This is a genomic window from Roseicella sp. DB1501 (genome assembly GCF_013112485.1).
In the GTDB taxonomy this organism is placed as follows: domain Bacteria; phylum Pseudomonadota; class Alphaproteobacteria; order Acetobacterales; family Acetobacteraceae; genus Paracraurococcus.
This window is the reverse complement of the sequence record NZ_JABFHG010000002.1, coordinates 242,948-269,936: the sequence shown is the minus strand read 5'-3', so window position 1 is coordinate 269,936 and position 26,989 is coordinate 242,948. Positions and strand designations below refer to the sequence as shown.

Below are 26,989 nucleotides of genomic sequence, written 5' to 3'. Positions count from 1 at the left end.
CGCTCTACAGTGCCGCCCGTGCGCCCGCGATTCTCCGTCATCTGCCTGCTCCTTGCCACTCTCGCCGCCCCCGCCGCGGCGAGCCAGTGCAGCCTTCCGCCACGCCCCGGCATCGACTGGCGGCGCTGCCTGCTCGAACAGCGCAATTTCGGCGCCGTGGACCTGACCGGGGCGGTGCTGCGGGATGCCTCGCTGACCCGCAGCACCCTCGCCGGTGCGCGGCTGCGGAAGGTCAATGGCTACAATGCCCGCTTCGTCGCCGCCGATCTCAGCGGCGCCGATCTCTCCGAGGCGGTGCTGCTGCGGGCCGACTTCACCCGCGCCCGGCTCGGCAAGGCCCGGCTGGTCGGCGCCGACCTGCGGCGGGCGCGCTTCTTCGGCGCCGATCTGCGCGGCGCCGATCTCACCCGCGCGCGGCTCGACGGCGCCGACCTGCTGAACGCGGCGCTCGAGGGGGCCCGCTGGAGCGACGGCAAGCATATCTGCGCGCCCGGCTCGGTGGGATCCTGCCAGTGAGCGGCCCGGTGAAGGCCGCGGCGCCGCTCCCCGACTACCTCACGCGCCTGAACCCGGAGCAGCGCGAGGCGGTCGAGACGCTCGACGGGCCGCTGCTGGTCCTGGCCGGCGCCGGCACCGGCAAGACCCGGGTGCTGACCACCCGCTTCGCGCATCTGCTGATGACCGGCCGCGCCTTTCCCGGCCAGGTGCTCGCCGTCACCTTCACCAACAAGGCGGCGCGGGAGATGCGCGAACGCGTCTCGGCCATCATCCAGCGCCCGGCCGAGGGTCTCTGGCTCGGCACCTTCCACGCGCTCTGCGCCCGCATGCTGCGCCGGCATGCCGAGCTGGTCGGGCTCACCAGCGGCTTCACCATCCTCGACACGGACGACCAGATGCGCCTGCTGAAGCAGGTGATGGATGGGGGCGGCATCGATGCCAAGCGCTGGCCGGCGCCGGGGCTGATGGCGGTGATCCAACGCTGGAAGGATCGCGGCATCACGCCCGACCGCGTGACGCCCGCCGAGGACACCGATTATGCCGGCGGCCGCGCCCGCAGCCTCTACGCCGCCTATCAGGACCGGCTGAAGGACCTGAACTGCGCCGATTTCGGCGACCTGATGCTGCACATGGTGGAGATCCTGCGCGGCCATCCGGAGGTCCTGGCCGACTGGCACCGGCGCTTCCGCTACATCCTGGTCGACGAGTACCAGGACACCAACCTGGTGCAGTATCTCTGGCTGCGGCTGCTCGCCCAGGGACACCGGAACATCTGCTGCGTCGGCGACGACGACCAGTCGATCTATTCCTGGCGCGGCGCCGAGATCGAGAACATCCTGCGCTTCGAGAAGGACTTCCCGAGCGCCCGGGTGGTGCGGCTGGAGAGCAATTACCGCTCGACCCGCCCGATCCTCGCCGCCGCCAGCGGGCTGATCGCGCATAATTCCGGCCGGCTCGGCAAGACGCTCAGGGCCGGCCGCAACGACGCCGATGGCGAGAAGGTGCGCGTCGTCTCCCTCTGGGATTCCGAGGAGGAGGCGCGGATGGTGGGCGAGCGGATCGAGGCGGCGCAGCGCAGCGGCCATGCCCTGGCCGAGATCGCCATCCTGGTCCGCGCCGGCTTCCAGACCCGCGCCTTCGAGGAGCGGCTGATCACCCTCGGCATTCCCTACCGCGTCGTCGGCGGGCTGAAATTCTACGAGCGGGCCGAGATCCGCGACGCGCTCGCCTATCTGCGCGTGCTTGCCCAGCCCTCGGACGACCTGGCCTTCGAGCGCATCGTCAATGTCCCGAAGCGCGGCCTCGGCGACACCGCCATGCGGCGGATGCACGAGCTCGCCCGCGCCGAGCGCATCCCGCTGAGCGCCGCGGCGGCGCGGCTGCTGCAGGCGGGCAGCGGCCTCACCGGCAAGGCGCGTAACGCGCTCGGCGAGCTGTTGCACGGCTTCGCGCGCTGGCGCGAGCAGCTCGGGCGGGAGGGGCATGTGGTCACCGCCGCGACCCTGCTGGACGAGAGCGGCTACACGGAGATGTGGAAGCAGGACAAGTCGCCCGAGGCGCCCGGACGGCTCGAGAACCTGAAGGAGTTCGTCCGCGCCCTCGGCGAGTTCGAGACCCTGAACGGCTTTCTCGAGCATGTGGCGCTGGTGATGGAGAATGACGAGAACGCCTCGGGCGACCGGCTCTCGCTGATGACGCTGCATGCGGCGAAGGGGCTGGAATTCGACATGGTCTTCCTCCCCGGCTGGGAGGAGGGGCTGTTCCCGCACAACCGGGCGCTGGAGGAGGGCGGCGAGCGCGGGCTGGAGGAGGAGCGGCGCCTCGCCTATGTCGGGCTGACCCGCGCCCGCAAGCAGGCCATCGTCTCCTGCGCCGCCAACCGCCGCGTCTACGGCAATTGGTCGAGCTCCATCCCCTCGCGCTTCCTCGACGAGCTGCCGGCCGCGCATGTGCAGCGCGAGGGCAGCGCCGGCATGGCCCGCAACCGGGTCGTCGACATGCCCTCCGTCTTCACCGGGAGCGGCGGCCTGCTGGCCCGCCGGCCGCGCACCATCGAGGCCGGCGCCTGGGAGGTGCAGGCGCGTCCCGCCCATGCCTCGCCGCTGAAGGTGGGCGAGCGCGTCTTCCACCGGAAATTCGGCTATGGCCGGGTCACGGCGGTGGAGGACAACCGCGTCGACGTCGATTTCGACAAGTCCGATCCGAAGCGGGTGCTCGACAGCTTCCTGGAGCGCGCCTCGTGACCATGGGCGATCCCGACTGGCCGACGCCGCTTTCGCGCCGCCGCGCCGAGCCGCTGGAGCTGCTCGCCATAGAGCATCTGCCGGAGGAAGCGGTGCCGGCCTTCGAGGCGGCGCTGCAGACGGTCTGCGTCAGCGTCGCCTATTTCCGCGACGAGCCGAGCGATACCTGGCGGATCGAGGGGGTGCGGGAGGCGGGGCAGGGCGATGACGCGCTGACCGGCGCCCTGGCCCTGGCCGCCGCCGTCACCGGCATCGAGCCGTCGGCGCTGCAGGCCGGCCCGATCGAGGCGGAGGGCTGGCTCGCCCGCACCGTGCAGGGCTTCCCCGAGGCGCCGATCGGCCGCCGCTTCCTGGTGCGGCCGACGCATCTGCCGAACCCCGTCACGCCGGGCCGGATCGTGCTGCGCCTCGATGCCGGGCTCGCCTTCGGCAGCGGCGAGCACGCCTCCACCCAGGGCTGCCTGCTGGCGCTGGAGGGGATGGCGCATCGCCGGCCGCGGCGCATCCTTGATCTCGGCACCGGCTCGGCCATCCTCGCCATCGCCGCGGCGAAGCTGCTGCGCCGGCCGGTGCTGGCCACCGATATCGAGCCCTGGTCGGTGCGGGTGGCGGCGGACAATGCCGCGCTGAACGGCGTGCAGCGGCTGGTCGCGGCACGGCTGGCGGATGGCTGGCGGCACCCGGTGGTACGCAATGGCCACTACGACCTGGTCTTCGCCAATATCCTGGCGCGGCCGCTCTGCGCCATGGCGCGCGACCTCGCGGCGCATCTGGCGCCGGGCGGGACGGCCATCCTCGCCGGGCTGCTCGGCACCCAGGCGCGGATGGTGCTGGCGGCGCATCGCCGGCAGGGGCTGCGGCTGGAACGCCGTCTCGATATCGGCCCCTGGACCACGCTGGTGTTGCGGCGCGGGCCGCGGTGAGGCCGCTCGCGCCTCAGGCGATCGCGCGCACCGGCGGCCGGGCCAGCCAGTTCATGGCGCTTGCCGCGATGCCGACCCCGATCATCACCGGCCAGAAGGCCTGGTAGCTTCCGGCCACTGCCAGCAGCAGCGTGCCTGCGGCGGCGCCAAGGAAGCCGCCCACCTGGTGGCTGAGGAAGCAGACGCCGTAGAGCGCGCCGAGATCGGCGACGCCGAAGCGCCGGGCGATGGCGGCGCTGGTCAGCGGGATGGTGCCGAGCCAGACGAAGCCCATCACCGCGGCGAAGACCAGCGTGCCGGCATAGCTCGGCGTCGCATAGGCGAAGCAGGCGATGACCACGCTGCGCAGCGCGTAGATCCAGCCCAGCGCGACCTCCGGCTGCATCACGTTGCTCACCCGGCCGCAGAGCCAGCTCCCGGGGATGTTGAACAGGCCGATCGTCATCAGCGCCATGGCGCCGAGCCCGCTCGGCAGGCCGCACAGGGCGAGGTGGCTTGGCAGGTGCATGGTGAGGAAGGCGAGCTGGAAACCGCAGGCGAAGAAGCCACCGGTCAGCAGCGCATAGTCGCGGTCGGCGAGCGCCATGCGGGCCAGGGCCGGCAGCCTGGCCAGGCCGGTCGCCGCCTGACCGGGCCGCTGCCCGGGGGAAGGGACCGGCGCCCGCCACTCGACGAGGCGCGCGGCCGGCAGGATGAGCAGCAGGCTGAGCCCGAGGATGCCGAGGGTGGCGATGGCGCCGACCGCGCCGATCAGGCTGCTCGCCAGCGGCACCATGGCCGCCTGGCCGAGCGAGCCGCCGGCCGAGGCGAGGCCAATCATCTCGCCGCGCCGCTCCGCCGGCACCGCCCGCCCGACCGCGGCCAGCGCCGCGCCGGTGCCGCAGCAGGAGACGCCGATGCCGGTGAGCACGCCGATGCCGAGGAGGATCGCCGGCGCCGAGGTCCAGAGCGCGGGCAGGCCGAGGCCGGCCGCGAGCAGCAGCGCGCCGGCGGCCATCACCCGGCCGGCACCACGGCGATCGGCGATGGCGCCGGTCACCGGCTGGGCGAGGCCCCAGACGAGGTTGTGCAGGGCGACCGCGCTGCCTAGCACGGCCGGCGAGATGCCAGCCTCGGCCGAGAGCGGCAGCAGGAAGAGACCGAAGGTTTGCCGGATGCCCAGCGCCAAGCTGATGGAGGCCGCAGCGGCGGCGACGACGATCCAGATCCTGTGGGCGGGGAGGGCAGGGTGGCGCATGCGGTCATGAGACCGGAGGTGGCGGTGCCGCAACAAGCGCGCTGCGTGCCGAGTCCGTCATGCGTCCAGTTCATGGCTGCCGTCCGGACCCAATGGCGCCTGCGCCGCGTCCGCCGCTGGTCAGCCTGGTATCCCGCGAGACGTTAAGCCACGCGGGACGCAGCCTCGATCAGGCCGGGCGCGGCACCGGCAGGCCGACGGGGCGCTGCGCCGGGCGCGGCGTCCGGGCCTGCTCGGCCTCGGCGAGGACGCGGCCGATTTCGCCGCGGGTTACGCCGATATCCGCCAGCTCGCGGTCGCTCAGCGCCTCGAGCTCAGCGCGGATGCGGGCGCGCGCCGGGCCCAGCCGAACAGGGCCTCGCCGAAGCGGGCGAAAAAGGCCCGGCCGGCGCGCGCCAGCCCGGCCTGATAGGCCTCGGCGGCGGCGATGCGCAGCGCACGGGCGCGCTCGGCGGCCGGCGAGGCGGGGAGGGGCAGGAGGTAGGCGGCTTCCGCCCGGAGAAGACGGGGATCCATGATATGTTGTGTCCGATGATGAGCCGGGCCGTCCCGGCGCCGGGGGCGGCCTTCCGCCGCCCACGCATCGCTATATAGGTTCGATGCCGCAGCGGAACGCGCGCGAAAGGTGCAGCCGAGCTATGCAGTCCGCTCATGAAATGCCGAAGTGCCGTGCATAATCGGTTTACCTGGTGAGGCATTCGACCCTGCGGCATTGGCTGCCTGGTTGAAGACACTTTGATTCCAATGGGCTAGAGTCCTGGCCGCCCGCGCATGGATTGGCGCGGTGCTCGCCGCCGAGCCGCCTGAATCGGCCAGGACATCGGCGATGTGGCGCGAAGCGGGGTCGCGGCGCGTCCGGCCATGCCCTTCCACCTGAGGGCGAATCCGGCGAGACTCCGCCGGGCCAGCAAGGACATGCCGCATGACTCCTGCCGAACGCCTCGCCGCGCTGCGCGCCGAACTCCGCAAGGCCGGGGTGGACGGCTTCCTGGTGCCGCGCGCGGATGAGCATCTCGGCGAATACGTGCCGCCCTCGGGCGAGCGGCTGGCCTGGCTGACCGGCTTTACCGGCAGCGCCGGTCTCGCCGTGGTGCTGCCCGAGCGCGCCGCGCTGTTCACCGATGGCCGCTACACCACCCAGGCCCGGCAGCAGCTCGACCCGGCGCTTTGGGAGCCGCGGCACATCACCGAGCAGCCACCGGTCGACTGGCTGAAGGAGCACGCGGTCGGCCGGCGCATCGGCTACGATCCCTGGCTGCACCCGGAAGCGGCGCTGCAGCGGCTCGAGCCCTCCGGCGCCGTCCTCGTGCCGCTCACCGCGAACCCGCTCGATGCCGCCTGGGCCGACCGTCCGGCGCCGCCCCAGGCGCCCGCCGTGCCGCATGGGCTGGAGCAGGCCGGCCTCGATGCCGAGGCGAAGCGCCTCGCCGCGGCCAGGGCGTTGCAGGAGGCGGGCGAGGATGCGGCGGTGCTGGCCGACAGCCATTCCCTTGCCTGGCTGCTCAACATCCGGGGCGGCGATCTCGACCATACGCCGCTCGCCCTCGGCTTCGGCCTGCTGCGCGCCGATGCCTCGGCCGAGCTCTTCATGGAGCCCGGCAAGGTGCCACCCGAGACGCGGGCGCATCTCGGCAATGCGGTGACGGTGCGGCCGCGCGCCGCCCTGCCCGCGGCGCTGGCCGAATTGCGCGGCCGCAAGGTGCGGGTCGATCCCGAGGCGACGCCGGCCTGGTTCGCCCAGGAGCTGCGCGAGGCCGGCGCCATGGTGGTGGCCGGCGAGGATCCGGTGCGGCTGCCGCGCGCCTGCAAGAATGCGGTGGAGCAGCAGGGCGCGCGCGCCGCGCACCGGCGCGACGCGGTGGCGCTGGCCCGCTTCCTCGCCTGGTTCGAGGCCGCGGCGCCGACCGGGCGGGAGAGCGAGATGAGCGTCGCCGAGCGGCTGCTCGCCTTCCGCCGCGAGGTGCCGCTGTTCCGCGCCGAGAGCTTCCCGGCGATCAGCGGCGCCGGGGAGAACGGTGCCGTCATCCACTACCGCGTCACCGCGGCGAGCAACCGGCCGGTGCAGCCCGACGAGTGCTACCTGATCGACAGCGGCGCGCAGTACCTGGACGGCACGACCGATGTCACCCGTACCCTCTGGACCGGGCCCGGCCCGGCGCCGGCCAGGCTGCGGGAGCGCTACACGCGGGTGTTGCAGGGGCATGTCGCGCTGGCGACGCTGCGCTTCCCGCAGGGCGTCGCCGGGCCGCATCTCGATGCCTTCGCCCGGCGGGCGCTCTGGGCCGCGGGCCTCGATTACGACCACGGCACCGGCCATGGCGTCGGCAGCTTCCTCTCGGTGCATGAGGGGCCGGTCGCCTTCAGCCGCGCCGCGAAGCCGGTGCCGCTCGCGCCCGGCATGATCCTCTCGGACGAGCCCGGCTACTACCTGCCGGGGCAGTACGGCATCCGCATCGAGAACCTGCTGCTGGTGCAGCCGGCGCCGGAGCAGCCCGACCAGGTGAAGCCCTTCCTCGAATTCGAGACCCTGACCCTCGCCCCCTATGACCGGCGGCTGATCGACCTCTCCCTGCTCGCCCCGGCGGAGCGGGCCTGGGTGGATGCCTATCAGGCGCGGGTGCTGGCCGAGATCGGGCCGGCCTGCGACGCGGAGACCGCCGCCTGGCTGCGCCGGGCCTGCGCGCCGCTCGGCTGAGCGGCCGGCGGCATCAAGGCCGGAAGGCCCAGCGGATGGCCTCCGCCACGGTCAGCGTGCCGGCCCGCAGCAGCGGCCGCGCCGGGGGCGGCGGCAGCCCGTGCATCCGTCGCGCCCAGCCTGGCATCAGGTCGAGTCCGGCCTGCTGGGTGATGGCCTGCAGCGGCTCCTGCCAGGGCTCGGCGGCGCGGCGGGACAGCAGCAGCCGGGCCACCTCCCGTGTGCGGCCGTCGACGCGCAGCGCCGGCCGCATCCCGGCCATGATCGCCCGCGCCTCCGCCCGGCTGCGCGGCACCGGATCGGCGCCGAGCGCCGCGCCGACCACGGCCATCTCGGCGAAATAGCGGTCGCGCGCGGCGCCCGGCATGCGGGGCTCGGCATAGCGCACCCAGCCGGCGAGGAAGCTCGCCGCCTCGGTCAGGTGCACCCAGGCGAGCAGCGCCGGATCGTTCGCGGCATAGGGCGTGCCGTCGGGCAGGGTGCCGCGGACATGGCCGTGGATGGCCCGCACCCGGGCGATCGCCGCCTCCGCCTCGGCGCGGCCGCCATAGGTGGTCAGCGCGATGAAGCGGGCGGTGCGCCGCAGCCGGCCGGAGAGGTCGTCGCGGAAGCGCGAATGGTCCCAGACGCCGGCCAGCACCGCGGGGTGCAGCATTTGCAGCATCAGCGCGGCGATGCCGCCGACCATCATCCCGGCGACGTCGCCATGCACCCGCCAGACGACCGAGTCCGGGCCGAACAGCCCGTCCGGCCGGCGTTGCACCGGGCGCTCGCCCTGGCGGCGATCGTTGAAGATGGCGGCGACCTGGCCGGCAATCGCCCGCTTCAGGGGCCGGGCGAGCAGGCTGCCGAAGGCGGCGGGAGGATTGGGGGTCACCCCCCGGAAGTGGCCCCGCGCGGCGCCGGGTCAACGCCTGCGGCGTGCGGCTGTCAGGCTTTGAGGCGCAGCAGCCGCGCCGCGGTCTCACCGAGCACGGCGCGCTTCTGCGCCGCCGAGAGCGAAGTGCAGGCCATGATGTGGTCCACCGGGTGCAGCGACCAGGGATAGGGATAGTCGCTGCCGAGGACGATCTGCGCCGCGCCCACCTGCGCCTGCAGGTGGCGGATCGCCTCCGGCGTGAAGATCAGCGAGTCGAACCAGATCTGCCGCAGATACTCCGTCGGCTTCTTCTGCAGCCGGATCGCCGGGTCGCAGCTCGCCGGGCTGACCAGGCAGGCATGGTCGGAACGGTCGGCATAGGAGGGCAGGTAGCCGCCGCCATGCGCGGCGACGATCTTGAGGCCCGGGAAGCGGTCGAGCGTGCCGTTGAAGATGAGCTGCGACAGGGCGATGGTCGTCGCCAGCGGATTGCCGATGGCATTCGGCAGCCAGCCATTGCCGGCGAGGCGCCGGCTGAGCTCCGGCACGCCCTGCGGATGGATGAAGAGCACGGCGCCGAGCTCCTCCGCCTTCGCCCAGACCGGTTGGAAATCCGGATGCGAGAATTCCCTGTCGCCGACGCTGTCGCCGATCGCCGCCCCCTTCAGCCCCTGCGTCCGCATCGCCGTCTCCAGCTCCTGCACCGCGAGCTGCGGGTCCTGCAGGGTGAGGGAGGCGAAGCCGGCGAAGCGCTCGGGATGCGCGGCGCAGAGCGCGGCCATCCGCTCGTTGTTGATCCTGACGATCTGCGCCGCCAGGTCGCGGTCGCGGCGGTACCAGAAGGGGTTGACCGAGAGCACCTCCATGTCGACGCGCTGCGCGTCCATGGCGGCGAAGCGCTTGTCGATGTCGAGGAAGGTCTCCTCGGCGCCGCGCACGCTGGGGCCGATGATCGAGCGGTCGTTGTTCACCAGCGGCAGCGTCTCGGCGAAGACGCAATGGGCATGCACGTCGATGGTCCGCACGCGCTTGCCCTCGACCGCCACGGCCTGCCGCGTTGGCCGGCCGGGCGGCGCCGCTGCCGCGCGGTGCAGGCCGCAGCCGCAGAACAGGACGCCGCTGCCGGCGGCGCCGGCCAGGAATTGCCTGCGGGTGGCCATGGATGCCTCGCTCCCCTGCGCGTCTTGTTGCCGGCGAGGCTCGCGCCGATCGGCGCCGGATGCAAATCCTCCCGCCGGGTACCAGAGTTGGCTACCAGAGCTAGCTACCAGAGTCCGGGCCAGCGCCGGGTGCGGTCCGCCTCCTGCGCCGCGGTCAGCGTGGCGCGGCCATCGGCGAGGCCGCGTGGCAGCGGCAGGGCGAGGGGCGGCTGCCGCCAGCAATCGACGCTGCCGAGGGAACGGGTGCAATAGGCGGGCGGTGCCGGCGGCGCCTCCTCCGGGCGGCAATAGGACTGGCCGCGATCGAGCCGCACCATCGAGCAGTCGCGCCTGGCGACGGCCGAGACCACGGCATCGGGCACCGTCCGGCCGATCAGCATGACGCTGTCGATATTCGCCGCGGCGAGGATGCCGGTGACCGGTTCCGCCGCCTCGCAGGCGGGCAGGAGCAGCAGCGGCAGGAGGGCGGCCAAGGGAGCAGTCAGGGCCGGCGGAGCGGGGCGCATCGGCGCATCCTCGGCCGGTCGGGCTTAACGCCCCGCCAAGGGACTGCTATGCACCGCCGCCCCGTCCCGAGGATGACTGCGTGCCTGATATCTTCGACGAGGTCGAGGAGGACCTCCGCGCCGAGCGGATGAAGCGCCTGCTGGCCCGCTATGGCGGCATGCTGGTGGGGCTGCTGGTCCTCGTGGTCCTCGGCGTGGCCGGGTGGCAGGGCTGGCGCTGGTACGAGGTGCGCGGCGCCGGCCAGGCGGCGGAGGCCTATCTGGCCGCAGGCCGGGCCGCGGCCGAGCCGAATGCCGATCTCAAATCCATCGCCGGCCGCTACGACGCGATCGCGGCCGATGCGCCGGCCGGCTACCGGACGCTCGCCCGGCTGCGCGCCGCGGCGCTACGGGCGGAAGCCGGGGACGGCGAGGGCGCGCTCAGGGAGTGGGATGCGATCAGCCGCGACGACGGCACCGATCCGCTCTACCGCGACTTGGCGACGCTGCTCTGGGGCCTGCATTCCGTCGATTCCGGCGACCCGGCGGCGATCGAGGCGCGGCTGGCGCCGCTCGCCGGCGGCCCCTGGCGGGCCTCGGCCGACGAGGTCCGGGCCCTGGTCGCCCTGAAGCGCAACGACACCGAGGCTGCGAAGCGCATCCTGACCGCCCTCACCACGGACCCGCTGGCGCCGCAGGGCGTGCGGGACCGTGCCGGGCGCCTGCTGGCAGGCCTCAACGGCTGATGCGAGGAGAGTCCATGCGGGGGGTCACCCGAAGAGCCGCGCTGCTGGGCGCCACCGGTCTTCTGGCCGGATGCGAGACGATCACCGACAGCCTCGACAGCATTTTCGGGGAGAGGAAGGTTCCCCTGAAGGGGGACCGCAAGCCGATCCTGGCCGTCGAGCGCGGCCTCGCGGTGGATGAGGCGGATCGCCAGCCCGTCACCCTGCCGCCGCCGACGGCGCGGGCCGACTGGCCGCAGGCCGGCGGCGGCCCGACCCATGCGCCGGGACATCCGGAACTCGGGCCCCGGCTGCGGCAGGTCTGGCGGCAATCGATCGGCACCGGCAGCGGCTACCGGCGGCGGCTGATCGCGCCGGCCATCGTCGCCGATGGGGTGGTCTATGCCGCCGATGTCTATGGCGAGATCTCGGCGCTGGATGCCGCGACCGGCCGCGAGCGCTGGAGCTTCGACACGCGCCCGAAGAAGGATCGGGACGGGGCGCTCGGCGCCGGCCTGGCCTTCGCGAATGGCGTGCTCTACGCGGTCACCGGCCTGTCCGAGGCCATGGCGATCGACCCGGCGACAGGCAAGCCGGTCTGGCGGGTCGACCTGCCGGCCCCGGCCCGCGGCGCCCCGACCGTCGTGGAGGGGCGGCTCCTCGTGCCGACCATCGAGAACCACCTGCTCTCCCTCTCGACCACGGACGGGCAGAAGCAGTGGACCTACCGGGCGCAGCCGACGACCACCATGGTCCTCGGCCTGCCGGCGCCGGCGGTGGAGGGCGAGGTGGTCATCGCCGGCTTCGCCTCCGGCGAGCTGGCGGCGATCCGGATCCAGGACGGCAAGAACATCTGGAGCGAGACCCTGTCCTCGGCGCGCGGCGGCGGCCTGGCGGATATCGCCGCCATCACCGCCATGCCGGTGATCGACCGCAACCGGGTCTATGCCGCGGGGCTCGGCGGGCTGACCATCGCCATCGACCTCCGCTCCGGCCGCCGGCTCTGGGAACGGGATGTCGCGGTCGGCGAGACGCCCTGGGCGGTGGGGGACTGGATCTTCCTGGTCACCACCGGCGGCGACCTGGCCTGCCTCGGCCGCGAGGACGGGCGGGTGCGCTGGCTCACCGCGCTCGGCAGCTACGCGAAGCCGGAGAAGCGGCGCGACCCGATCGCCTGGGGCGCCCCGGTGCTGGGCGGCGGGCGGCTGCTGATCGCCGGCAGCCATGGCCGGATGGTGCAGGTCGATCCCGCGACCGGCGAGAAGACCGCCGAGCTGCTCCTGCCGGCCGGCACCTTGCAGCAGCCGGCGATCGCCGGCGGCGTGCTCTACCTGCTGACCGATGATGGCGATGTGATCGCGGTGCGCGGCGAGGCCGCGGCCGCTTGAGGCCGCCGGCGGCCTCCGCGCCCCGGCCATCGCCGCTTGGCATTTCCCGATGGCGGCGATCTGCTCTATCGAGGCGGCCATGCTGCCCACCATCGCCATCCTCGGCCGGCCGAATGTCGGCAAGTCGACGCTGTTCAACCGCCTGGCCCAGCGGAAGATCGCCATCGTCGACGACACGCCCGGCGTCACCCGCGACCGCAAGGAGGCCGAGACCCGCATCGCCGGCCAGGCGGTCCGCCTGCTCGACACGGCCGGGCTGGAGGAGGCGGCGCCCGAGACCATCCAGGGCCGCATGCGGGCGAGCTCGGAGGCGGCGGTGCGGGAATCCGACCTCGTCCTCTTCGTGGTCGATGCCCGCGCCGGCCTGACGCCGGTCGACCGAGCCTTCGCCACCTGGCTGCGCAGGCAGACCGTGCCGGTGATCCTCGTCGCCAACAAGACCGAGGGGCGGCTCGGCGGCTATGCCGCGATGGAGGCCTATGAGCTCGGCCTCGGTGACCCGGTGGCGGTCTCGGCCGAGCATGGCGACGGGATTGGCGAGCTGCACGACGCGGTGCGCGAGCACCTGCCCGAGGAGCCGGCGCCGGACGACCGCCCCGACCCCGAACGGCCGCTGCGGCTCGCCATCATCGGCCGGCCTAATGCCGGAAAATCCACCCTGCTGAACGCGCTGCTCGGCGAGGAGCGCATGATCACCGGCCCCGAGCCCGGCCTGACCCGGGATTCCGTCGCGGTGGAATGGACCGACCCGACCGGCGGCAAGGTCCGGCTGGTCGATACCGCTGGCTTGCGCAAGCGGGCGCGGATCGAGCAGGCGCTCGAGAAGATGTCGACCGCCGCCTCCATCGCCGCGCTGAAGGAATGCGAGGTGGCGATCCTCGTGGTCGATGCGCTGCTCGGCATGGACGAGCAGGACCTGCGGCTGGCGCGGCTGGCAGAGCGCGAGGGGCGGGGGGTGGTGCTCGCCTTCAACAAATGGGATGCGGTCGAGGATCGCGCGGCGACGCGTCGGCGGCTCGACGACGTGCTGACGGCGAGCCTGGCGCAGCTGCGCGGGCTGCCGGTGGTGCCGCTCTCGGCGCAGACCGGGCGCGGCGTCGAGAAGCTGATGCCGGCGGTGCACGCCGCCTATGCGCTGTGGAACCGCCGGGTGCCGACCGGCGAGCTGAACCGCTGGTTCGAGGCCATGCTGGCCCGTCACCCGCCGCCGCTCGCCGATGGCAGGCGGATCAAGCTGCGCTACGCCACCATGCCGAAGGCGCGACCGCCGACCATCGCGGTCTTCGGCACCCGGGCGGAGCAGCTGCCGGAGGATTACCGCCGCTATCTGGTCAACGGCTTCCGCGAGACCTTCGCCATGCCCGGCGTGCCGATCCGGCTGAACCTGCGCGGCACCAGCAACCCCTATGCGGAGGCGGAGGGGTAGCGCGACTCTATGACGACCCGTCCTGGATCAGGCGGATCTCGGCATCCCCGCCGAAGACGCGGGCGAGCCGGGCATCGGCGGTGACCAGCGGCGCGTCCTCATGTTGCGCGAGGGCGACATAGACGCAGTCATAGACCGGATGGTCACGCCGGCAGGCGAGATCAAGGGCCCGGTCCTGCAGGATCCCGAGCGGCACGATCCGGTCCAGGAGCGCGATCCCGTCCCGCAAGACGGCCTAGGCCTCCGGCCGCGGCAGGCGCCCCTGGCGGACGGTCTTCCGGAGGACATTGGCGAATTCGGCCAGGATCAGGTCCGGCGCCACCGCATCCGCCGTCAGCAGCGCCGGGCGCGCGGCCACTGCCAGGCGCTCATCGAGCGCAACGGCGGCCAGGACCGAGGCATCGATGACCAGGGTCACCGTCCGTCGCGGTCCTCGCGGATCATCTCCACGACCGTTGCCTCGCCTGGCCGCGGCGGCCGCAGCATGGCCCGGCTGCGATCGAGGCGCGCCATGACCTCCTCCTTCGACGGCTTGGCGACCGTGGTGAGGATGTCCCGCAACTCCGCTTCCAGCGACCGGCCGGCCCGCGCCGCGCGGGCCTTCAGCCGCTCCACCACCGCCTCATCCAGGTTGCGCACCAGCAGCTGCGCCAGGGCCGGCACCTCGCTTGCTATCGCAATGACAGCGGGCTGGTCCAGCCATGGGCAATGCCGCTATTCGGCCGCCGCCGGGCGCGGCCGCAGATCCTGGCTGAATTCGAGGCTCACCGGCGTCTCCGCCTCGAAGGGGCTCTTGAGGTCGAGCTCCTTCGCCGCCTCGCGCATCGCCGGCAGCACCTCCTGGCCCAGCAGGCGGATGCAGGTCAGGCTGTCCTGCTGGCTGATGAAGCCGTCATTCGCCCAGAGCGACATGATGCCGGGCCGGGTCTGCTCCATCACCTGCCGCAGCTTGGCGATCACCGTCTCCGGCTTGCCGGCGATGATCATGTTGTCGCGGATCTGCTCCTCGAAGCTCGGGCGGCGGCGCGGGCTGCTGCCGCGGCCAATGGAGAACTCGACGAAGCCGCGCCGCTGCTCGGGCGAGGAATAGCCCGAAGGCGTGCTCCAGACCGGATGCGCGAGGCCGGTGAACTCGCCCTGCATCCAGGTGAACTGCCGGGCATTCTCGATCGCCTTCTCATCCGTCTCGGCGACATGCACCTGCTTCAGGTAGCCGTGGTATTCCGGCCCGCTGGTGAAGCCGACCTCCTCCGCCGTGCGGTCATAGAGCTCCCAGATGCGGTTGGTCTGCTCCACGGTCGTGTTGAGCGCGATGTAGGGGTAGCGGTGGCGCGCCGCCCAGATCACCGTCTCCTTGCTGATGACGCCGGGGATCCAGATGCGCGGATGCGGCTTCTGCAGCGGCACCGCCCAGGGATTGACCACCCGGTTGTGGTAGTGGTTGCCCTCGAAGCGGAAGGGGCCGGGCTGCGTCCAGGTGCGGGTGATGAGGTCGTGCGCCTCCTCGAAGCGCTCGCGGTTGTAGGCGGGGTTCACGCCGGTGGCGAGCTGCTCCTGCCCGCCGCCGCGCACGAAGCCGGAGACGAGGCGGCCCTTCGAGATCATGTCGATCATCGCCAGCTCCTCGGCGATGCGCACGGGATTCTCCGAAAGGGGAAGGGGATTCCCGAGAATGACGATCTTCACCCGTTCGGTGATCGCGGCGAGGATGCTCGCAAAAATGTTCGCCTTGGCCTGCATGCAGAAGGGCGCGTTGTGGTGCTCGTTCAGCATGATGCCGTCGAAGCCCACCGCCTCGGCCAGCTTGTACTGCTCGATGAACTCGTTGTAGAGGCGCGAGCCCGCCACCGGGTCGAAATGCGTGTTCGGGAACATCAGCGCGGTCGCGCCGAACTTCAGCCCTTCCTCGGCCGGATAGGCGGACATGGGCTGCTCGGTGAAGTACATGATGTGCATGGCGCGTCTCCCGCTCAGCCGCGCTGGGCGAAGGTGGTGACGAGGCGGACGAGCTCCGCCGGCTTCTCCATCTCGACGCAATGGCCGCAACCAGCGACCGTCTCGCCCTGCGCCCGCGGCATGGCCTGCCGCCAGCGTTCGGCGGCGGCGAGCGGCACCACGCGGTCCTCGGCGCCCCAGAGGAGGAGCGTCGGCGCGCGCACGCCGCCGAGCAGGTGCGGCAGGGTCAGGCTGTGCATGTAGGGCTTCCAGGCGATGCGGTAGTTCATCTCCCGGCAGATGTCCCATTCGACAAGCTGGTCGGTGCTGGGATCGGCGCCGTAGAGCGCGTCGAAGGCCGCCTGGTCGTGGAAGCCGGCGCGGGCATAGTCGATATGGCTGACTAGCGCCTGGTCGAGGATGACGCCCTCCGGCGGCCGGATGCCCATCGGCCCGACGAGGATGAGCTGCGCCGGGTCGAGCGGCGCCATGCTCGCCATCTCGGCGGCGATCCAGCCGCCGAAGCCGAGCCCGAGCAGCGCTGCCTTCGGCAGGCCGAGCTCGGCCAGCAGCCAGCGATGCACCATGGCGAGGTCGCGCGTGGAGCGCATCCAGGTCGGGCGCTCGGACTGGCCGTAGCCGGGATGTTCCGGCAGCAGCAGCTCGAAATGCCGGGCGAGCTCGGCATAGGCGGGAAGCTGCTCGAGCGTGCCGGTGTCGCGGTGCAGCACCAGCAGCGGCGGGCCCTTGCCGGCGCGGCGCAGGCGAAGCTGCAGCCCCGCCACCGGCACCAGGCTCTCCTGCCAGGCGATTGTCTCTGCCATCGGCCGCTTCCCTCTCCCGTTGCGGGAAAGGTCGCAGGCTAACGATCCGCGAGTCAACGCGGGCCGGCGCCCGCCGGTGGCGTTTGGGCCTGCGCGCCGGCGCGTCTTGCCCTAGGCTGGCCGGCGATGCCGCGGCAAGCGGCGGACCCGGGAGGCAAGATCCATGAACAGCATCACCAGGCGTGGCGCCCTCGGCGCCGCCATGGCCGGCCTCGCCGTCGCGGGCGGCGCCTGGGCCCAGGGCCAGCCGATCCGGATCGGCGTGCTCACCGACATGTCCGGCCCGTACAGCGACCTCAGCGGCCCGAATTGCGTCGTCTGCGCCCGCCAGGCGGTGCAGGATTTCGGCGCCGCCGCCCGCGGCCTGCCGGTCGAGATCCTGCAGGCCGATCATCAGCAGAAGGCGGATGTTGGCGTGAACATCGCGCGGCAATGGTTCGACCAGGGGGTGGACGCCATACTCGATGCGAACAACAGCGCCATCGCGCTGGCGATCAACACTCTCGCGCGGGAGAAGAACAAGGTCCATCTGAACAGCGGCGCCGCCTCGGCCGATCTCACCGGCCCGGGCTGCAGCCCCAACATGGTGCATTGGACGACGGATTCCTGGGCCAATGCGCAGAGCACCGGCGGGGCGCTGGCGCGGGCCGGGGCGAAGCGCTGGTACTGCATCACCGCCGACTACGCCTTCGGCCATTCGGTGCAGCGCGAGGTCACCCGCTTCGTGCGCGCCAATGGTGGCGAGGTCGTGGGCGCCAGCGTGCATCCCTTCCCGCAGACGACGGATTTCTCCTCCTTCCTCGTCACCGCCGCCGCGCTGAAGCCGGATGTCATCGCGCTCTGCAATGCCGGCGTCGACATGATCAACTGCGTGAAGCAGGGCCAGGAATTCGGCCTCGCCGGCCGCAAGATCCGCGTGGCGGCGATGATCGGCTTCATGATCGACGTCCACACCCTGGGCCTGCCGACGGCGCAGGGCCTCACCCTGACCGAGAGCTTCTACTGGGACCTGAACGACCGCAGCCGGGCCCTGGCGGCGCGGCTGAAGGGCAAGATGGCGAAGGGCCATCAGGTCAACAGCGTCCAGGCCCAGGCCTATTCCTGCGCCCTGCATTACCTGAAGGCGGTGGAGGCCATCGGGCTCGCCCGCGCCAAGGCCTCGGGCCTCGACGCGGTGGAGGCGATGAAGCGCCTGCCGACCGATGACGACGCCTTCGGCCCGGGGCTGGTGCGGGCCGACGGGCGCAAGATCCACCCCACCTACCTCTTCGAGGCGAAGGCGCCGGCGGAGAGCCGGGGCGAGTGGGACCTGATGAAGCTGCTGGCGACGACGCCGGCGGACCAGGCTTTCCGGCCGATCGCCGATGGCGGCTGCCCCTTCTTGAAGGGGTGAGACCCGGCGGCGCCGGCTCAGCGCGCCTCCAGCACCGCGCGGCAGGCCGCCGGCAGGCGAGGCGCGGGGCCGGGCGGCCGCGGCGCCGGCTGCCGCGCCTCGGCGCCGAACCACCAGTCGAGCGACGCGTCGCAGCCATCCCCGGGCGGCACGGGCGGCTGGTCGCGGCATTCCGCCTGGCCGGCGGGGCAGAGCAGGCGGATATGCATGTGGCTGTCATGCCCGCGCCAGGGCCGCACCCGGCGCAGCCAGGCGGCGCCGGCATCGGTGCGGCAGAGCTCGCGCTTGATCGCCGGGTTGACGAAGAGCCGGTCCAGACCGGGCAGCGAGGCGGCCAGGCGGATCAGCGCCGCATGCCCCGGCCTCCAGCGCGCGGGATCGACCCCGCTGCCATCCGGCAGGACGAGGGAGGGCACCTCGATCCGCTCGCGCTCGGCGACGGTGAGCGCCGGCTTCGGCGAGAGGTCGAGCCAGATATCGGCATCCAGCCCGGCCTGGTGGCTGGCATGGCCATAGGGCAGGGGGCCACCGCGCGGTTGGCCGAGATCGCCGATCCAGAGTGTCGGCAATCCCGCCGCGCCGGCTGCGGCGGTGAGGGAGCGCAGGGCGGCGAGCAGGGCCGGGTGGCCCCAGTAGCGGTGCCGCGACAGGCGGACCACTTGCCAGCCCGGTCCCTCTGACGGCAGGGGAACGGCCCCGGCGATGCAGCCGAGGCCGGTCTGACCATGGATGCGCGGCGGTCCCGCCACCGGCCCGGGCACCGAAGCCCAGGCCGCCGGCACCGCCGGCAGGCCCTCCGCCGCCGCCCGCCCCGCAACGGCGGCGAGCAGGAGCAGGAGGACCGCGGCGCGCCTCAGAAGCGGCGCTCGAAGACCGTGACGACGTCGCCCGGCTGCACCAGCGCCTCGCGCGGCGCGCGGTACTCAACCGGCCGCCCATCCGGGCCGACGCGGGTGATCGAAACGTAGTCGCGGATGGCGCGGTAGTTGAAGCCGCCGGCGATCGCCACCGCGGTCAGCGCCGTCATTCCGGGCTGGTAGGGGAACTGGCCCGGCTTCTCGGCCATGCCAAGCACGAAGATCGGCCGATAGGTGAGCACCTGCACCGAGACGCTCGGATCGCGGAACAGCCCCTTCTGCCGCATCTCGTGCTCGATGGCGCGCTCCACTTCCGTCGTCGTGCGGCCGGATGCCTGCACCGAGCCGACCAGTGGCAAGGCGATGGTGCCGGCATCGGAGACGCGGAAATCGCCGGTCAGCCGCGGATCGTTGAAGACGGTCACGCGGAGCTGGTCCTCAGGGCCCAGGCGATAGGCCGAGGTGGTGGTGTCCGGCAGGGGAGGCAGGCTAGAGCCCGGCCCGCTGCAGGCGGCAACGGCCAGCACCGGGAGCGTCCACAACAGGCGGCGTGCAATCATTCGGGCTTCCCTTCCCACTCATCGCTGATCACGCGTTAGGCGGCGGCTGCGAAAATTGCAGCCCGGTTACGCGATCTCCCACGTTCTCTCTCTGCCAGAGCGCGAGCCGTGAGCACATTCGCGTTTCCTTGCGCAGGTGGTTTATCACGCCGTTGTTTGCTGTGCACCGGGAAGTTCGCCGCGCCGTTGATTGACCAGGCAAGCAACCGCCGCCTATTGCCGTGAACCTGCATTATGCTCGCGCCGAGGGAAACCGCGTCGCTGATGTTCGAAAGACCGGTTGAGTCGCGGCCCCCGAAGGAAAACCGGCCGAGTCTCCGCACCGCTGCCCCGATCGCCGCGCCGATCGAACCCGAAGCCAGGCGCCTGGCCGCGGCCCTCACCGCCATCCGCCGGCGTCGCTGGGTGCTGCTCGTCTGCGCCCTGCTCTTTCCCGCGCTCGCCTTCGTCGCGGCGTGGCTGGCGACGCCGCGCTACACGGCGACGGCGACGGTGCTGCTGGAATCGGCGCAGGCCGCGCTGCCCGGCCTCGACGGCGCGCCGCAGGACGCGACCATGGAGGCGATCCTGGCGAGCCAGGCGGAGCTGGTCCGCAGCCTCTCCGTGGCGCGACGGATCGTCCGGCAGCTCGACCTGACGCGGAATCTGGAATTCGCCTGGTGGATGGAGCCGGCGCCGCAATCCGGCGGCGCCTGGCGGCGCTGGACCGCCGGGCTGGCGCGCCGCCTCGGCACGATCTCGCCCATGCTCGCGGGCTGGATCGGAACGCCGGCGCCGGCGCCGCGGCCGGCGGAGGAGCGCGCCGAGCTGGCGGCGGCGGAGGCGGTGCGCGACCGGCTGCAGGCGGCGCCGGTCCCGCATGCGCGGGTGCTGCGGCTCGGCTTCTCCTCCGAGGATCCGCGCCTGGCGATGGAGGGGGCCAACCTCGCCGCCGAGCTGCATATCGGCGATCAGCGCGAGCTGAAATTCGTGGCGCTGCGGCAGGCCAGCGACTGGCTCGACAGCCGCGCCGCGCAACTGCGGCAGGACATCGCCCGGACCGAGGCGCGCATCGCCGAGTTGCGCGCCGCCCTCGCAGGCCGCGGCGCCCCGGCGCTCGCGGCCGAGCAGGCGGCGCTGGAGCGCGAGGCCGAGGCCAATCGGAGCCTGCTGCGGGCCGTGACCGAGCGGGCGCAGAAGGCGCCCTCGGAGGCGGCGATCGAGCGGCCGGATGCCAGGCTGCTCTCGCCCGCGACGCTGCCCGGCGCGCCGAGCTCGCCGCGGACGTTGCTGCTCGTCCTCGCGGCGGCGGCCTGCGGCATCGGCTTCGGCCTGCTGCTCATCTGGCTGCTCGAGACGATGGATGGCACGCTGCGCTCGGGCGAGGATGTCCGCGCCGGCCTCGGCCTGCCCTGCCTCGCGCTGGTGCCGATGCTGCGGCGTCACCTGCTCGGCCGGCACCTGGTCGAGGATTACGTCGTCCGCAAGCCGCTCAGCCCCTTCGCCGAGAGCATGCGGGCGCTGCGGGCGGCCCTCTGGCTCGGCTCGGAGCCGCCGCGGGTGGTGGTGGTGACGGCGGCGCGGCCGGGCGAGGGCAAGACGGTGACGGCCGTTTCCCTGGCGCGATCCGCGGCGATGAATGGCGAGCGGGTGCTGCTCGTCGACTGCGACGTGCGGCAGCCCTCGCTCGGCCGGGTCTTCCGCTGCGAGGGCGCGCCGGGCGTGACCGACCTGCTGCTGGGTCAGGCGGTGCTGGAGCGGATCATCCGCCGCGACCACCTCTCGAGCCTCGACTACATCCCGGCCGGAGCGGCGGAGATCCACTCGCTCGGCCTCTTCATGTCCGAGGCCATGGTCGGCATGCTCGACCGCGTCCGCCGCGACTACGATCTCGTCGTGCTCGACGCGCCGCCGGCCCTGGCGATGGCGGATGCCAGGGTGGTCGCACGTCTCGCTGATGCAACCTTGATTTGTATTCGGTGGGGAGACACTCCACAATCAGTCGTCAGCCGGTCGCTCGATCTGCTGGAAGAGGCGCATGCGCGGATCGTCGGCGCGGCGCTGACGCAGGTGGATGCACGGGCGCATGGCCGGTCGGGCTCCGCCGACGCGGAATTGTACCACCCCCGCTACAGCGGCTATTTCAGGGAGTAGGGGATTGCGCATGGATGGACAGCGATTCCTGGTCACCGGCGGCGCTGGCTATGTCGGCAGCCACCTGGTGCTCACCTTGGTCGAGCGCGGGGCGGAGGTGGTCGTCGTCGACGACCTGCGGCAGGGGCACCGCGGCGCGGTCCCGCCGGGCGTCGAGCTGATCGAGGCGAATGTCGCCGACCGGCGCCGGCTGGCCGAGGTCTTCGCGGCGTGGAAATTCGACGCAGTATTCCACTTCGCCGCCCTCTCCCTGGTCGGCGAAAGCATGCGCGATCCGCTCCGCTACTGCAGCGAGAACCTGTCGAACAGCCTCGCCGTGGCCGATGCCGCGGTGAAGGCCGGTTGCCTGCGATTCGTCCTCTCCTCGACCGCGGCGCTCTTCGGCAATCCGCGGCAGGTGCCGATCCCGGAGGAGGCCGAGCTCGCGCCGACCAATGCCTATGGCGAGAGCAAGCTCATGGTGGAGAAGGCGCTCGCCTGGGCCGACCAGGTGCATGGCCTGCGCTCGGCCTGCCTGCGCTACTTCAACGCCGCCGGGGCGGATCCGGAGGGGCGCATCGGCGAGGACCACGAGCCGGAATCGCATCTGGTGCCGCTCGCCATCGGCGCCGCGCTCGGCATCCGGCCGCCGCTCACCGTCTTCGGCACCGACTACCCGACGCCGGACGGCACCTGCGTGCGCGACTACGTCCATGTGCTCGACCTGGCGGAGGCGCATATCCGCGTGCTCGACCGGCTGCGCGAGACGAGCTGCCGCTACAACATCGGCAACGGCACCGGCTATTCGGTGCGGCAGGTGATCGAGGCGGTGGAGCGGATCGGCGGTCGCAAGGTGCCGCATTCCCTCGGGCCGCGGCGGGCCGGCGACCCGGCGGTGCTGGTCGCCTCCTCCGCCCGGCTGCGGGCGGAGACGGGTTGGACGCCGCGCTTCGGCGCGCTCGACGACATCGTCCGCACCGCCTGGAACTGGCACTCGTCGCATCCGAAGGGCTACGACGACCGCGGCTAGAGCATGATCGCTTGAGGTGGACTCACCGAAAGACGTGAAGCATGCGATCAAACAAGGGCTAGACCCTGATCCGCGACCCTGTGTGAGCGGATCATGGTCCAGGGCAGGCCTCGCGGGAGGGCGGCCCTGGCGCCGTCTTCAGGCCGTCCTGTCCGGCCCATTCGGTCCGGTGCCGGACGCGGCGCGCCCGGCACCGGCAAGGAGAATCAGCCGAAGCGGAAGGCGCTGCTGGCGGGCTCGGCGGTGCCGCCGCCGGTCTGCTGCTGCTGCGCCTGCTGCTCGCGGATCTTGGTCTCGACCTGCTTCAGCAGGCCAGTCAGGCCGTTGACGATGCCCGGCAGCTGGATGAGCGGGACGACGAGCTGGCCGGCGGCCATCGGCTTCCCCTCGGGCCCGGTCTGGGCCAGCGTCAGGCGCGCCACGCCATAGCTGACATTGGCGTCGAGGATGCCGTCGGCGAAGATCGTGGGTGCGGTGGTCATGGCATGTTCTCCGGCTGGTGGCGCGGCGGCGTTCCGTGTCGCCGCCGCGCGGGTGATGCCGCCCTGCGGCGACCTGCTCTATTGCTCGCGGAAGGCGCGGGCGAAGCTGTCGCGCAGCGGCTGGGTCAGGTAGTGCCAGAAGGTGCGCTGGCCGATCTGGATATGCGCCTCCACCGGCATGCCCGGCACCAGCGTCACGTTCGGCAGATGCGCGAGCTGGTCCGGCTCGATCAGCACATAGGCCCGGTAGTATTGCTGCCGCGACTGCTCGTTGGTGGTGACGTCGGCGGCGATCCAGGTGACGTGGCCGTGCAGGTAGGGCACGAGGCGCTGCTTGAAGGCCGGCAGCCGCACCTCCGACTTGAGGCCGGGATAGACCACGTCGATGTCGTTGGGCTGGACGTTCACCTCGGCCACCATGCGGTCGCGGTCCGGCACCAGGTCGAAGATCTGGTCGCCCGGCTTCACCACCGCGCCCAGGGTGAAGACCTTCTGGTTCACCAGCGTGCCGCTCTCCGGCGCGACGATCTCGCGGCGCTGCGCGACATCGACCGCCGCCCGCAGCTTCTCCTCCGCCTCGGCCAGCTTGGCGCGGACGTCGCGGCGGTCGCCCGCCGCCTCGGAGAGGCGCTGCTCGATCGTCGTCCTGATCTGCTGGCGGGATTCGAGGATCGAGGCGTTGGCGCGCTCGATCTGGCCCTTCAGGTCCTGGATGCTGCCCTCGAGCGAGGCGGTGGCGCGCTGCAGGGCCAGCAGCTCCGGCAGGCGGCCCAGGCCCTGCTTCACCAGGGCGTTGCGCATCTGCTCCTCCTGCCGGGCATAGGCGAGCTGCTGCTCCGTCGCCTTGAGCTGGCCGTTGGCGCCGCTGATGAAGGCGTGCTGCTGGTCAATCCGGGCCTGCAGCACCTGCACCTGGCTGTTGAGGTTGGCCTGGCGCGTCTCGAAGAGCGCGCTCTGGCCGGTCACCGCCTCGATGGCGCGCGGATCGGTGCTGGTGCGCAGGTCGTCGGGGAAGGTGATCTGGCGGGCCTGCCGGATCTCGGCATCGAGCCGCGCATCCTGCGCCAGCAGCGCCCAGCGCTGCGCCCGCTGCGTCTCCAGCACGCTGTCGGACTGGATCGCGTCCAGCCGCATGATGACGTCGCCCGCCTTCACCTTCGAGCCGTCGTGGAAGAGGATCTCCCGGACGATGCCGCCCTCGAGATGCTGGATGGTGCGGCGCGTCCCCTCGACCTTGATGACGCCGGGCGCGACCGCCGCCTCGGCGAGCGGCGCCCAGCCGGCCCAGACGGCGAAGCCGAGGACGAAGACGACGAAGACTGTAAGGCCGATGAGCATCGGCACCCGGGTCCGCGGCGCCGGGGCGTCGAGCAGCGGGTTGAAGGGGAAGGCGGGCAGGTGGCTGCCGAGGGGGTTCTTCGGCAGCGGTGCCAGGCTCCGCGGCGCGGCGGGCGTCAGGGCGTTGGGATTCTCTGCGGTCGCGCTCATCAGGCGGCACTCCCCTCAAGGCGCTGCGGGGCGGGCGGGGTCGGGACCTCGGCCGGGCGGGGGGTCATCAGGCGCTTCAGCACCTCGGTGCGCGGCCCGAACATCTCGAGCGCGCCATCCTTCAGCAGCAGCACCTTGTCGACGCCCTGCACCAGGGTCGGGCGGTGCGAGACGAGGACGACGGTGGTGCCCTGCTCCTTCAGCCGCTCGAGCGCGGCGGTCAGCGCCTCCTCGGAATCGCCGTCGAGGTTGCTGTTCGGCTCGTCGAGCACGATCAGCTTCGGCCGGCCGAACATCGCCCGCGCCAGGCCGACGAGCTGCCGCTGGCCGCCCGAGAGATGCTGGCCGCCATCGCCGATCTGCGTCTCGTAGCCGTTGGGCAGGCGCAGGATCATCTCATGGCAGCCGGCGAGCTTCGCCGCCTCGTAGACGGCCTCGGGCTCCGCCTCCGCCATGCGGGCGATGTTGTTGAAGACGGTGCCGTCGAAGAGCTCGACATCTTGCGGCAGGTAGCCGACATGGCGGCCGAAATCCTCGCGCATCCACTGGTAGACATCGGCGCCGTCGAGGCGGACGGTGCCGGCCGAGGGCGGCAGCGTGCCGATCAGCAGCCGGATCAGCGTGGTCTTGCCGGCGGCCGAGGGGCCGATGATCGCCAGGCTCTCGCCCGGCTGCAGGCTGAAATTCACGCCCTTGATCAGCGCCACGCCCTGGCCCGGGAAGGCGTAGGAGACGCGCTCAACGCTCAGGCGGCCGGTCGGCTCGGGCAGCGGCATGCCGGCCGGGCGCAGCCGCGGCTGGGTCAGGAAGGTCTGCAGCCGCCGGAAGGACTGCCGGGCGGAAACGAGCTGCTTCCAGCCGCCGATCATCTGCTCGACCGGGGCCAGCGCCCGGCCCATGATGATGGAGCCGGCGATCGAGGCGCCCGAGGTCAGCTCCTGCTGTAGCACCAGATAGGCGCCGACGCCGAGGATGCCGATCTGCACCGCGAGGCGGAAGAACTTGGTCGCGGCGACGAGCATGGCGGCCCGGTCCGCGGCGCGCTGCTGCGGCTCGGCCATGGCGGCGACCGATTCCCGCCACTGGCCGATGACCGCCGGCAGCATGCCCATGCTGTCGATCACTTCGGCATTGCGGGTGATGCTCTCGGCCCGGCGCTGCGAGGCCATGCTGGCGATGTTCGCCTCCTTCAGCAGCTTCGAGGTCGAGACCTCGCTGAGCAGGGTGAGGGAGAACAGGATCACCGCGCCGCCGAGGGCGATGCAGCCCATCACCCAGTGCAGCGAGAAGATGAAGGCGAGGTAGATCGGCACCCAGGGCACGTCATAGAGGGAGAGCGCGCCCTGCGAGCCGAGGAAGCTGCGGCAGACCGCCAGGTCGCGCAGCGCCTCCATGCGGTAGGGGCGGCCGCGCAGCGTGCTCTCGATGGCGCGGACAAAGCCCTCGGGCGCCACCCGGTGCTCCACCCAGGTGGCGAGCCGCTGCATCACCTGGCCGCGGACCGCCTCGAGCAAGGCCAGGACCAGGGTGGCGAAGATGGCGATGAGGGAGAGGAAGTACAGGGTGTCGAGGATGCGGCTGGCCAGCACCCGGTCGAAGACCTGCATCATGTAGATGGAGGTGGTGAGCTGCAGCAGGTTCACCACGCCGCTGAAGACGCCGACCAGGATGAACTGCTTGCGGCAGGCGCGCAGGGCCTTCTGGAGCGGGGTTTGAGCCTGGGATTCGAAGCCGGCCGTGGGACCAGTGAGCCTAGCGTAGGACATGCGTCAGCCTGCCTGGAGGCCGGCGAGGCCGGCCAGGGTTGCGGGATGCAGCGCCAGCCAGGCGGCGACGATGCCGAAGAGAAGGAGGGCGAGGAGGTTGGCCAGGACCATTGTCCCGAAGCCGGGCGGGCGCGGCAGCTTGGCGAGCTGCTCGGCCGCCGCCTCGCGCCGGATGTCCTCGATCGAGTTGTGCAGGTAGCGGAACGAATGGGCGCTGAGCGCTGCCTCGGCCTGCTGCCGCAGCCGGGCGACCGTTTCGGGCGTGGCCGGCTCGCCGGCCTCAACGCCGAGGGCGAAGGCCAGCAGGTCCACCACGTGCTCCTCGGACCCCCGTCCGGTGCGGAAAGCGGTGATGTCGCCGGCAGTGGGCGCGGGGAGGGGGGCCTCGGGCGGTCCGGACGATTCCGGCCGGAGGGTCGTGGTATTGGCCATTCATAGGCTCCGATGTGGGCCGCTCCGGGGAGCGGCGCCTGACTTCGCTTCCACTCGGCAGGGGCGGGAGCGCTCCCGCACGGCGCGAACAGGAGCCAAACCATACGACTTATGCGTGGGTTGGCGACGTGCCGAATACGCACGCAGGCCCCGATGTGTGCAAGCTTTATTAGACTTTCTATGAGGGTATTAACCGCTCATGAAGCTCAGGGCCATTGGGGCACGCTCCCACATAAGTCCTGGGAGCGAGTCTGATAGGCCTTGCTGACCAGGGGAGGTGCTGGAAAACACAGTCGGGACACAGTTTTCGATACGACCGAACGTGACCGTTGCGCTTTGTCGCAATCGCGGCGACGTCATGCTAGCAGACATGTCGTGGGATTTGGGGGGATTATGGTGAGCAGAATTCCGGCCCGGGTTGCGGGGGCGCTGCTCCTTGGCGCATTGCCCGTCAGCGCGTTGCCCGTCTCC

General features: G+C 72.0%; 27 protein-coding genes. 10 read left to right on the top strand and 17 right to left on the bottom strand.

The annotated features are described in order from the left end of the window. The first annotated feature begins 18 nt into the window (after nt 1-18). The 3 genes from HJG45_RS04625 to HJG45_RS04615 are packed head-to-tail and all read left to right on the top strand — an operon-like array spanning nt 19 to nt 3,664. A complete protein-coding gene (locus HJG45_RS04625; protein WP_368040511.1) occupies nt 19-516 on the top strand; it encodes a pentapeptide repeat-containing protein in 498 nt (165 codons plus the stop codon). Further along, nucleotides 513-2,741, top strand: a complete 2,229-nt coding sequence (locus HJG45_RS04620; RefSeq protein WP_368040510.1) for an ATP-dependent helicase — start codon at nt 513-515, stop codon at nt 2,739-2,741. Before HJG45_RS04625 ends, HJG45_RS04620 begins: the two co-directional genes overlap by 4 nt. A 2-nt stretch (nt 2,742-2,743) precedes the next feature. After that, the gene (locus HJG45_RS04615) at nt 2,744-3,664 is read left to right on the top strand and encodes a 50S ribosomal protein L11 methyltransferase (RefSeq protein ID WP_171611239.1); all 921 of its coding nucleotides are present in this window, start codon (nt 2,744-2,746) and stop codon (nt 3,662-3,664) included. A 13-nt stretch (nt 3,665-3,677) separates the two neighbouring features. Here HJG45_RS04615 and HJG45_RS04610 read toward each other — a convergent pair whose 3' ends face one another. The 3 genes from HJG45_RS04610 to HJG45_RS28565 form a co-directional block, all read right to left on the bottom strand. Further along, nucleotides 3,678-4,901 carry an MFS transporter gene (locus HJG45_RS04610; RefSeq protein WP_171610918.1) on the bottom strand — a complete coding sequence of 408 codons (1,224 nt, stop codon included), beginning with the start codon at nt 4,899-4,901 and terminating at the stop codon, nt 3,678-3,680. Between the two features lie 169 nt (nt 4,902-5,070). Further along, a complete protein-coding gene (locus HJG45_RS29350; RefSeq protein ID WP_368040522.1) occupies nt 5,071-5,205 on the bottom strand; it encodes a DUF1127 domain-containing protein in 135 nt (44 codons plus the stop codon). Further along, complete coding sequence (locus HJG45_RS28565; protein ID WP_254452279.1) at nt 5,202-5,417, bottom strand: hypothetical protein; 216 nt, start codon at nt 5,415-5,417, stop codon at nt 5,202-5,204. Before HJG45_RS28565 ends, HJG45_RS29350 begins: the two co-directional genes overlap by 4 nt. A 406-nt stretch (nt 5,418-5,823) precedes the next feature. Here HJG45_RS28565 and HJG45_RS04600 point away from each other — a divergent pair, with 406 nt between their 5' ends. Beyond that, nucleotides 5,824-7,596, top strand: a complete 1,773-nt coding sequence (locus HJG45_RS04600; protein ID WP_171610916.1) for an aminopeptidase P family protein — start codon at nt 5,824-5,826, stop codon at nt 7,594-7,596. A 13-nt stretch (nt 7,597-7,609) separates the two neighbouring features. Here HJG45_RS04600 and HJG45_RS04595 read toward each other — a convergent pair whose 3' ends face one another. From HJG45_RS04595 to HJG45_RS04585, 3 genes are all read right to left on the bottom strand, one after another. Then, nucleotides 7,610-8,473, bottom strand: coding sequence for an oxygenase MpaB family protein (locus HJG45_RS04595; protein WP_368040509.1), 864 nt, complete (start codon nt 8,471-8,473; stop codon nt 7,610-7,612). A 53-nt stretch (nt 8,474-8,526) separates the two neighbouring features. After that, nucleotides 8,527-9,615, bottom strand: a complete 1,089-nt coding sequence (locus HJG45_RS04590) for an amidohydrolase family protein (RefSeq protein WP_171610915.1) — start codon at nt 9,613-9,615, stop codon at nt 8,527-8,529. Between the two features lie 104 nt (nt 9,616-9,719). Next, nucleotides 9,720-10,121: a hypothetical protein gene (locus HJG45_RS04585; RefSeq protein ID WP_171610914.1), complete on the bottom strand. Its 402-nt coding sequence runs from the start codon at nt 10,119-10,121 to the stop codon at nt 9,720-9,722. A gap of 80 nt (nt 10,122-10,201) precedes the next feature. Here HJG45_RS04585 and HJG45_RS04580 point away from each other — a divergent pair, with 80 nt between their 5' ends. The 3 genes from HJG45_RS04580 (at nt 10,202) to der (ending at nt 13,639) form a co-directional block, all read left to right on the top strand. After that, nucleotides 10,202-10,846 (top strand): tetratricopeptide repeat protein, encoded by a 645-nt coding sequence (locus HJG45_RS04580; RefSeq protein ID WP_171610913.1) that lies wholly within the window; start codon nt 10,202-10,204, stop codon nt 10,844-10,846. 14 nt (nt 10,847-10,860) lie between these two features. Further along, complete coding sequence (locus HJG45_RS04575; RefSeq protein ID WP_171610912.1) at nt 10,861-12,213, top strand: PQQ-binding-like beta-propeller repeat protein; 1,353 nt, start codon at nt 10,861-10,863, stop codon at nt 12,211-12,213. Between the two features lie 79 nt (nt 12,214-12,292). Then, nucleotides 12,293-13,639: a ribosome biogenesis GTPase Der gene (der, locus tag HJG45_RS04570; protein ID WP_171611237.1), complete on the top strand. Its 1,347-nt coding sequence runs from the start codon at nt 12,293-12,295 to the stop codon at nt 13,637-13,639. A 7-nt stretch (nt 13,640-13,646) separates the two neighbouring features. On the opposite strand, the gene HJG45_RS04565 is transcribed toward der, so the two are convergent. Genes HJG45_RS04565 through HJG45_RS04545 form a run of 5 tightly spaced genes read right to left on the bottom strand, consistent with a single transcriptional unit; the run spans nt 13,647 to nt 16,398 of the window. Continuing rightward, nucleotides 13,647-13,868 carry a type II toxin-antitoxin system VapC family toxin gene (locus tag HJG45_RS04565; RefSeq protein WP_171610911.1) on the bottom strand — a complete coding sequence of 74 codons (222 nt, stop codon included), beginning with the start codon at nt 13,866-13,868 and terminating at the stop codon, nt 13,647-13,649. Between the two features lie 6 nt (nt 13,869-13,874). Further along, the gene (locus tag HJG45_RS04560; protein WP_171610910.1) at nt 13,875-14,057 is read right to left on the bottom strand and encodes a type II toxin-antitoxin system VapC family toxin; all 183 of its coding nucleotides are present in this window, start codon (nt 14,055-14,057) and stop codon (nt 13,875-13,877) included. Further along, on the bottom strand, nt 14,054-14,302 hold the full coding sequence (locus HJG45_RS04555) for a FitA-like ribbon-helix-helix domain-containing protein (RefSeq protein WP_171610909.1): 249 nt from the start codon (nt 14,300-14,302) through the stop codon (nt 14,054-14,056). Before HJG45_RS04555 ends, HJG45_RS04560 begins: the two co-directional genes overlap by 4 nt. Nucleotides 14,303-14,353: 51 nt before the next feature. Further along, on the bottom strand, nt 14,354-15,595 hold the full coding sequence (locus HJG45_RS04550) for an LLM class flavin-dependent oxidoreductase (protein ID WP_171610908.1): 1,242 nt from the start codon (nt 15,593-15,595) through the stop codon (nt 14,354-14,356). A 14-nt stretch (nt 15,596-15,609) separates the two neighbouring features. Beyond that, nucleotides 15,610-16,398 (bottom strand): alpha/beta fold hydrolase, encoded by a 789-nt coding sequence (locus HJG45_RS04545; protein WP_171610907.1) that lies wholly within the window; start codon nt 16,396-16,398, stop codon nt 15,610-15,612. 163 nt (nt 16,399-16,561) lie between these two features. Here HJG45_RS04545 and HJG45_RS04540 point away from each other — a divergent pair, with 163 nt between their 5' ends. Next, nucleotides 16,562-17,791: an ABC transporter substrate-binding protein gene (locus HJG45_RS04540; protein ID WP_171610906.1), complete on the top strand. Its 1,230-nt coding sequence runs from the start codon at nt 16,562-16,564 to the stop codon at nt 17,789-17,791. 17 nt (nt 17,792-17,808) lie between these two features. Here HJG45_RS04540 and mepA read toward each other — a convergent pair whose 3' ends face one another. After that, entirely contained in the window at nt 17,809-18,573 is a 765-nt protein-coding gene (gene mepA, locus HJG45_RS04535) for a penicillin-insensitive murein endopeptidase (protein ID WP_368040508.1), read from the bottom strand. A 71-nt stretch (nt 18,574-18,644) separates the two neighbouring features. Then, nucleotides 18,645-19,208, bottom strand: a complete 564-nt coding sequence (locus HJG45_RS04530) for a polysaccharide biosynthesis/export family protein (RefSeq protein WP_171610905.1) — start codon at nt 19,206-19,208, stop codon at nt 18,645-18,647. Nucleotides 19,209-19,472: 264 nt separating this feature from the next. Between HJG45_RS04530 and HJG45_RS04525 the strand changes: the two genes are divergently transcribed. Together HJG45_RS04525 and galE are read left to right on the top strand one after the other, a co-directional pair. Continuing rightward, nucleotides 19,473-21,341: a polysaccharide biosynthesis tyrosine autokinase gene (locus HJG45_RS04525; RefSeq protein WP_171610904.1), complete on the top strand. Its 1,869-nt coding sequence runs from the start codon at nt 19,473-19,475 to the stop codon at nt 21,339-21,341. Nucleotides 21,342-21,351: 10 nt separating this feature from the next. Continuing rightward, nucleotides 21,352-22,350, top strand: a complete 999-nt coding sequence (galE, locus tag HJG45_RS04520) for a UDP-glucose 4-epimerase GalE (protein WP_171610903.1) — start codon at nt 21,352-21,354, stop codon at nt 22,348-22,350. 206 nt (nt 22,351-22,556) lie between these two features. On the opposite strand, the gene HJG45_RS04515 is transcribed toward galE, so the two are convergent. The 4 genes from HJG45_RS04515 to HJG45_RS04500 all read right to left on the bottom strand — a co-directional run bounded on the left by HJG45_RS04515 (nt 22,557) and on the right by HJG45_RS04500 (nt 26,518). Beyond that, nucleotides 22,557-22,832 (bottom strand): hypothetical protein, encoded by a 276-nt coding sequence (locus tag HJG45_RS04515; protein ID WP_171610902.1) that lies wholly within the window; start codon nt 22,830-22,832, stop codon nt 22,557-22,559. Between the two features lie 78 nt (nt 22,833-22,910). Further along, on the bottom strand, nt 22,911-24,320 hold the full coding sequence (locus HJG45_RS04510; protein ID WP_171610901.1) for an HlyD family type I secretion periplasmic adaptor subunit: 1,410 nt from the start codon (nt 24,318-24,320) through the stop codon (nt 22,911-22,913). Next, the gene (locus HJG45_RS04505) at nt 24,320-26,086 is read right to left on the bottom strand and encodes a type I secretion system permease/ATPase (protein ID WP_171610900.1); all 1,767 of its coding nucleotides are present in this window, start codon (nt 26,084-26,086) and stop codon (nt 24,320-24,322) included. Before HJG45_RS04505 ends, HJG45_RS04510 begins: the two co-directional genes overlap by 1 nt. 3 nt (nt 26,087-26,089) lie before the next feature. Then, nucleotides 26,090-26,518, bottom strand: a complete 429-nt coding sequence (locus HJG45_RS04500; protein ID WP_171610899.1) for a hypothetical protein — start codon at nt 26,516-26,518, stop codon at nt 26,090-26,092. Nucleotides 26,519-26,989: the final 471 nt, after the last annotated feature.

What these genes read in the sequence shown, in the direction of transcription:
- HJG45_RS04615 (WP_171611239.1), top strand. Translation starts at nt 2,744, where the DNA reads ATGGGCGATCCCGACTGGCCGACGCCGCTTTCGCGCCGCCGCGCCGAG.
- HJG45_RS04610 (WP_171610918.1), bottom strand. Translation starts at nt 4,901, where the DNA reads ATGCGCCACCCTGCCCTCCCCGCCCACAGGATCTGGATCGTCGTCGCC.
- HJG45_RS28565 (WP_254452279.1), bottom strand. Translation starts at nt 5,417, where the DNA reads ATGGATCCCCGTCTTCTCCGGGCGGAAGCCGCCTACCTCCTGCCCCTC.
- HJG45_RS04600 (WP_171610916.1), top strand. Translation starts at nt 5,824, where the DNA reads ATGACTCCTGCCGAACGCCTCGCCGCGCTGCGCGCCGAACTCCGCAAG.
- HJG45_RS04590 (WP_171610915.1), bottom strand. Translation starts at nt 9,615, where the DNA reads ATGGCCACCCGCAGGCAATTCCTGGCCGGCGCCGCCGGCAGCGGCGTC.
- HJG45_RS04585 (WP_171610914.1), bottom strand. Translation starts at nt 10,121, where the DNA reads ATGCGCCCCGCTCCGCCGGCCCTGACTGCTCCCTTGGCCGCCCTCCTG.
- HJG45_RS04575 (WP_171610912.1), top strand. Translation starts at nt 10,861, where the DNA reads ATGCGGGGGGTCACCCGAAGAGCCGCGCTGCTGGGCGCCACCGGTCTT.
- der (WP_171611237.1), top strand. Translation starts at nt 12,293, where the DNA reads ATGCTGCCCACCATCGCCATCCTCGGCCGGCCGAATGTCGGCAAGTCG.
- HJG45_RS04550 (WP_171610908.1), bottom strand. Translation starts at nt 15,595, where the DNA reads ATGCACATCATGTACTTCACCGAGCAGCCCATGTCCGCCTATCCGGCC.
- HJG45_RS04545 (WP_171610907.1), bottom strand. Translation starts at nt 16,398, where the DNA reads ATGGCAGAGACAATCGCCTGGCAGGAGAGCCTGGTGCCGGTGGCGGGG.
- HJG45_RS04540 (WP_171610906.1), top strand. Translation starts at nt 16,562, where the DNA reads ATGAACAGCATCACCAGGCGTGGCGCCCTCGGCGCCGCCATGGCCGGC.
- HJG45_RS04530 (WP_171610905.1), bottom strand. Translation starts at nt 19,208, where the DNA reads ATGATTGCACGCCGCCTGTTGTGGACGCTCCCGGTGCTGGCCGTTGCC.
- HJG45_RS04525 (WP_171610904.1), top strand. Translation starts at nt 19,473, where the DNA reads ATGTTCGAAAGACCGGTTGAGTCGCGGCCCCCGAAGGAAAACCGGCCG.
- galE (WP_171610903.1), top strand. Translation starts at nt 21,352, where the DNA reads ATGGATGGACAGCGATTCCTGGTCACCGGCGGCGCTGGCTATGTCGGC.
- HJG45_RS04515 (WP_171610902.1), bottom strand. Translation starts at nt 22,832, where the DNA reads ATGACCACCGCACCCACGATCTTCGCCGACGGCATCCTCGACGCCAAT.
- HJG45_RS04510 (WP_171610901.1), bottom strand. Translation starts at nt 24,320, where the DNA reads ATGAGCGCGACCGCAGAGAATCCCAACGCCCTGACGCCCGCCGCGCCG.
- HJG45_RS04505 (WP_171610900.1), bottom strand. Translation starts at nt 26,086, where the DNA reads ATGTCCTACGCTAGGCTCACTGGTCCCACGGCCGGCTTCGAATCCCAG.
- HJG45_RS04500 (WP_171610899.1), bottom strand. Translation starts at nt 26,518, where the DNA reads ATGGCCAATACCACGACCCTCCGGCCGGAATCGTCCGGACCGCCCGAG.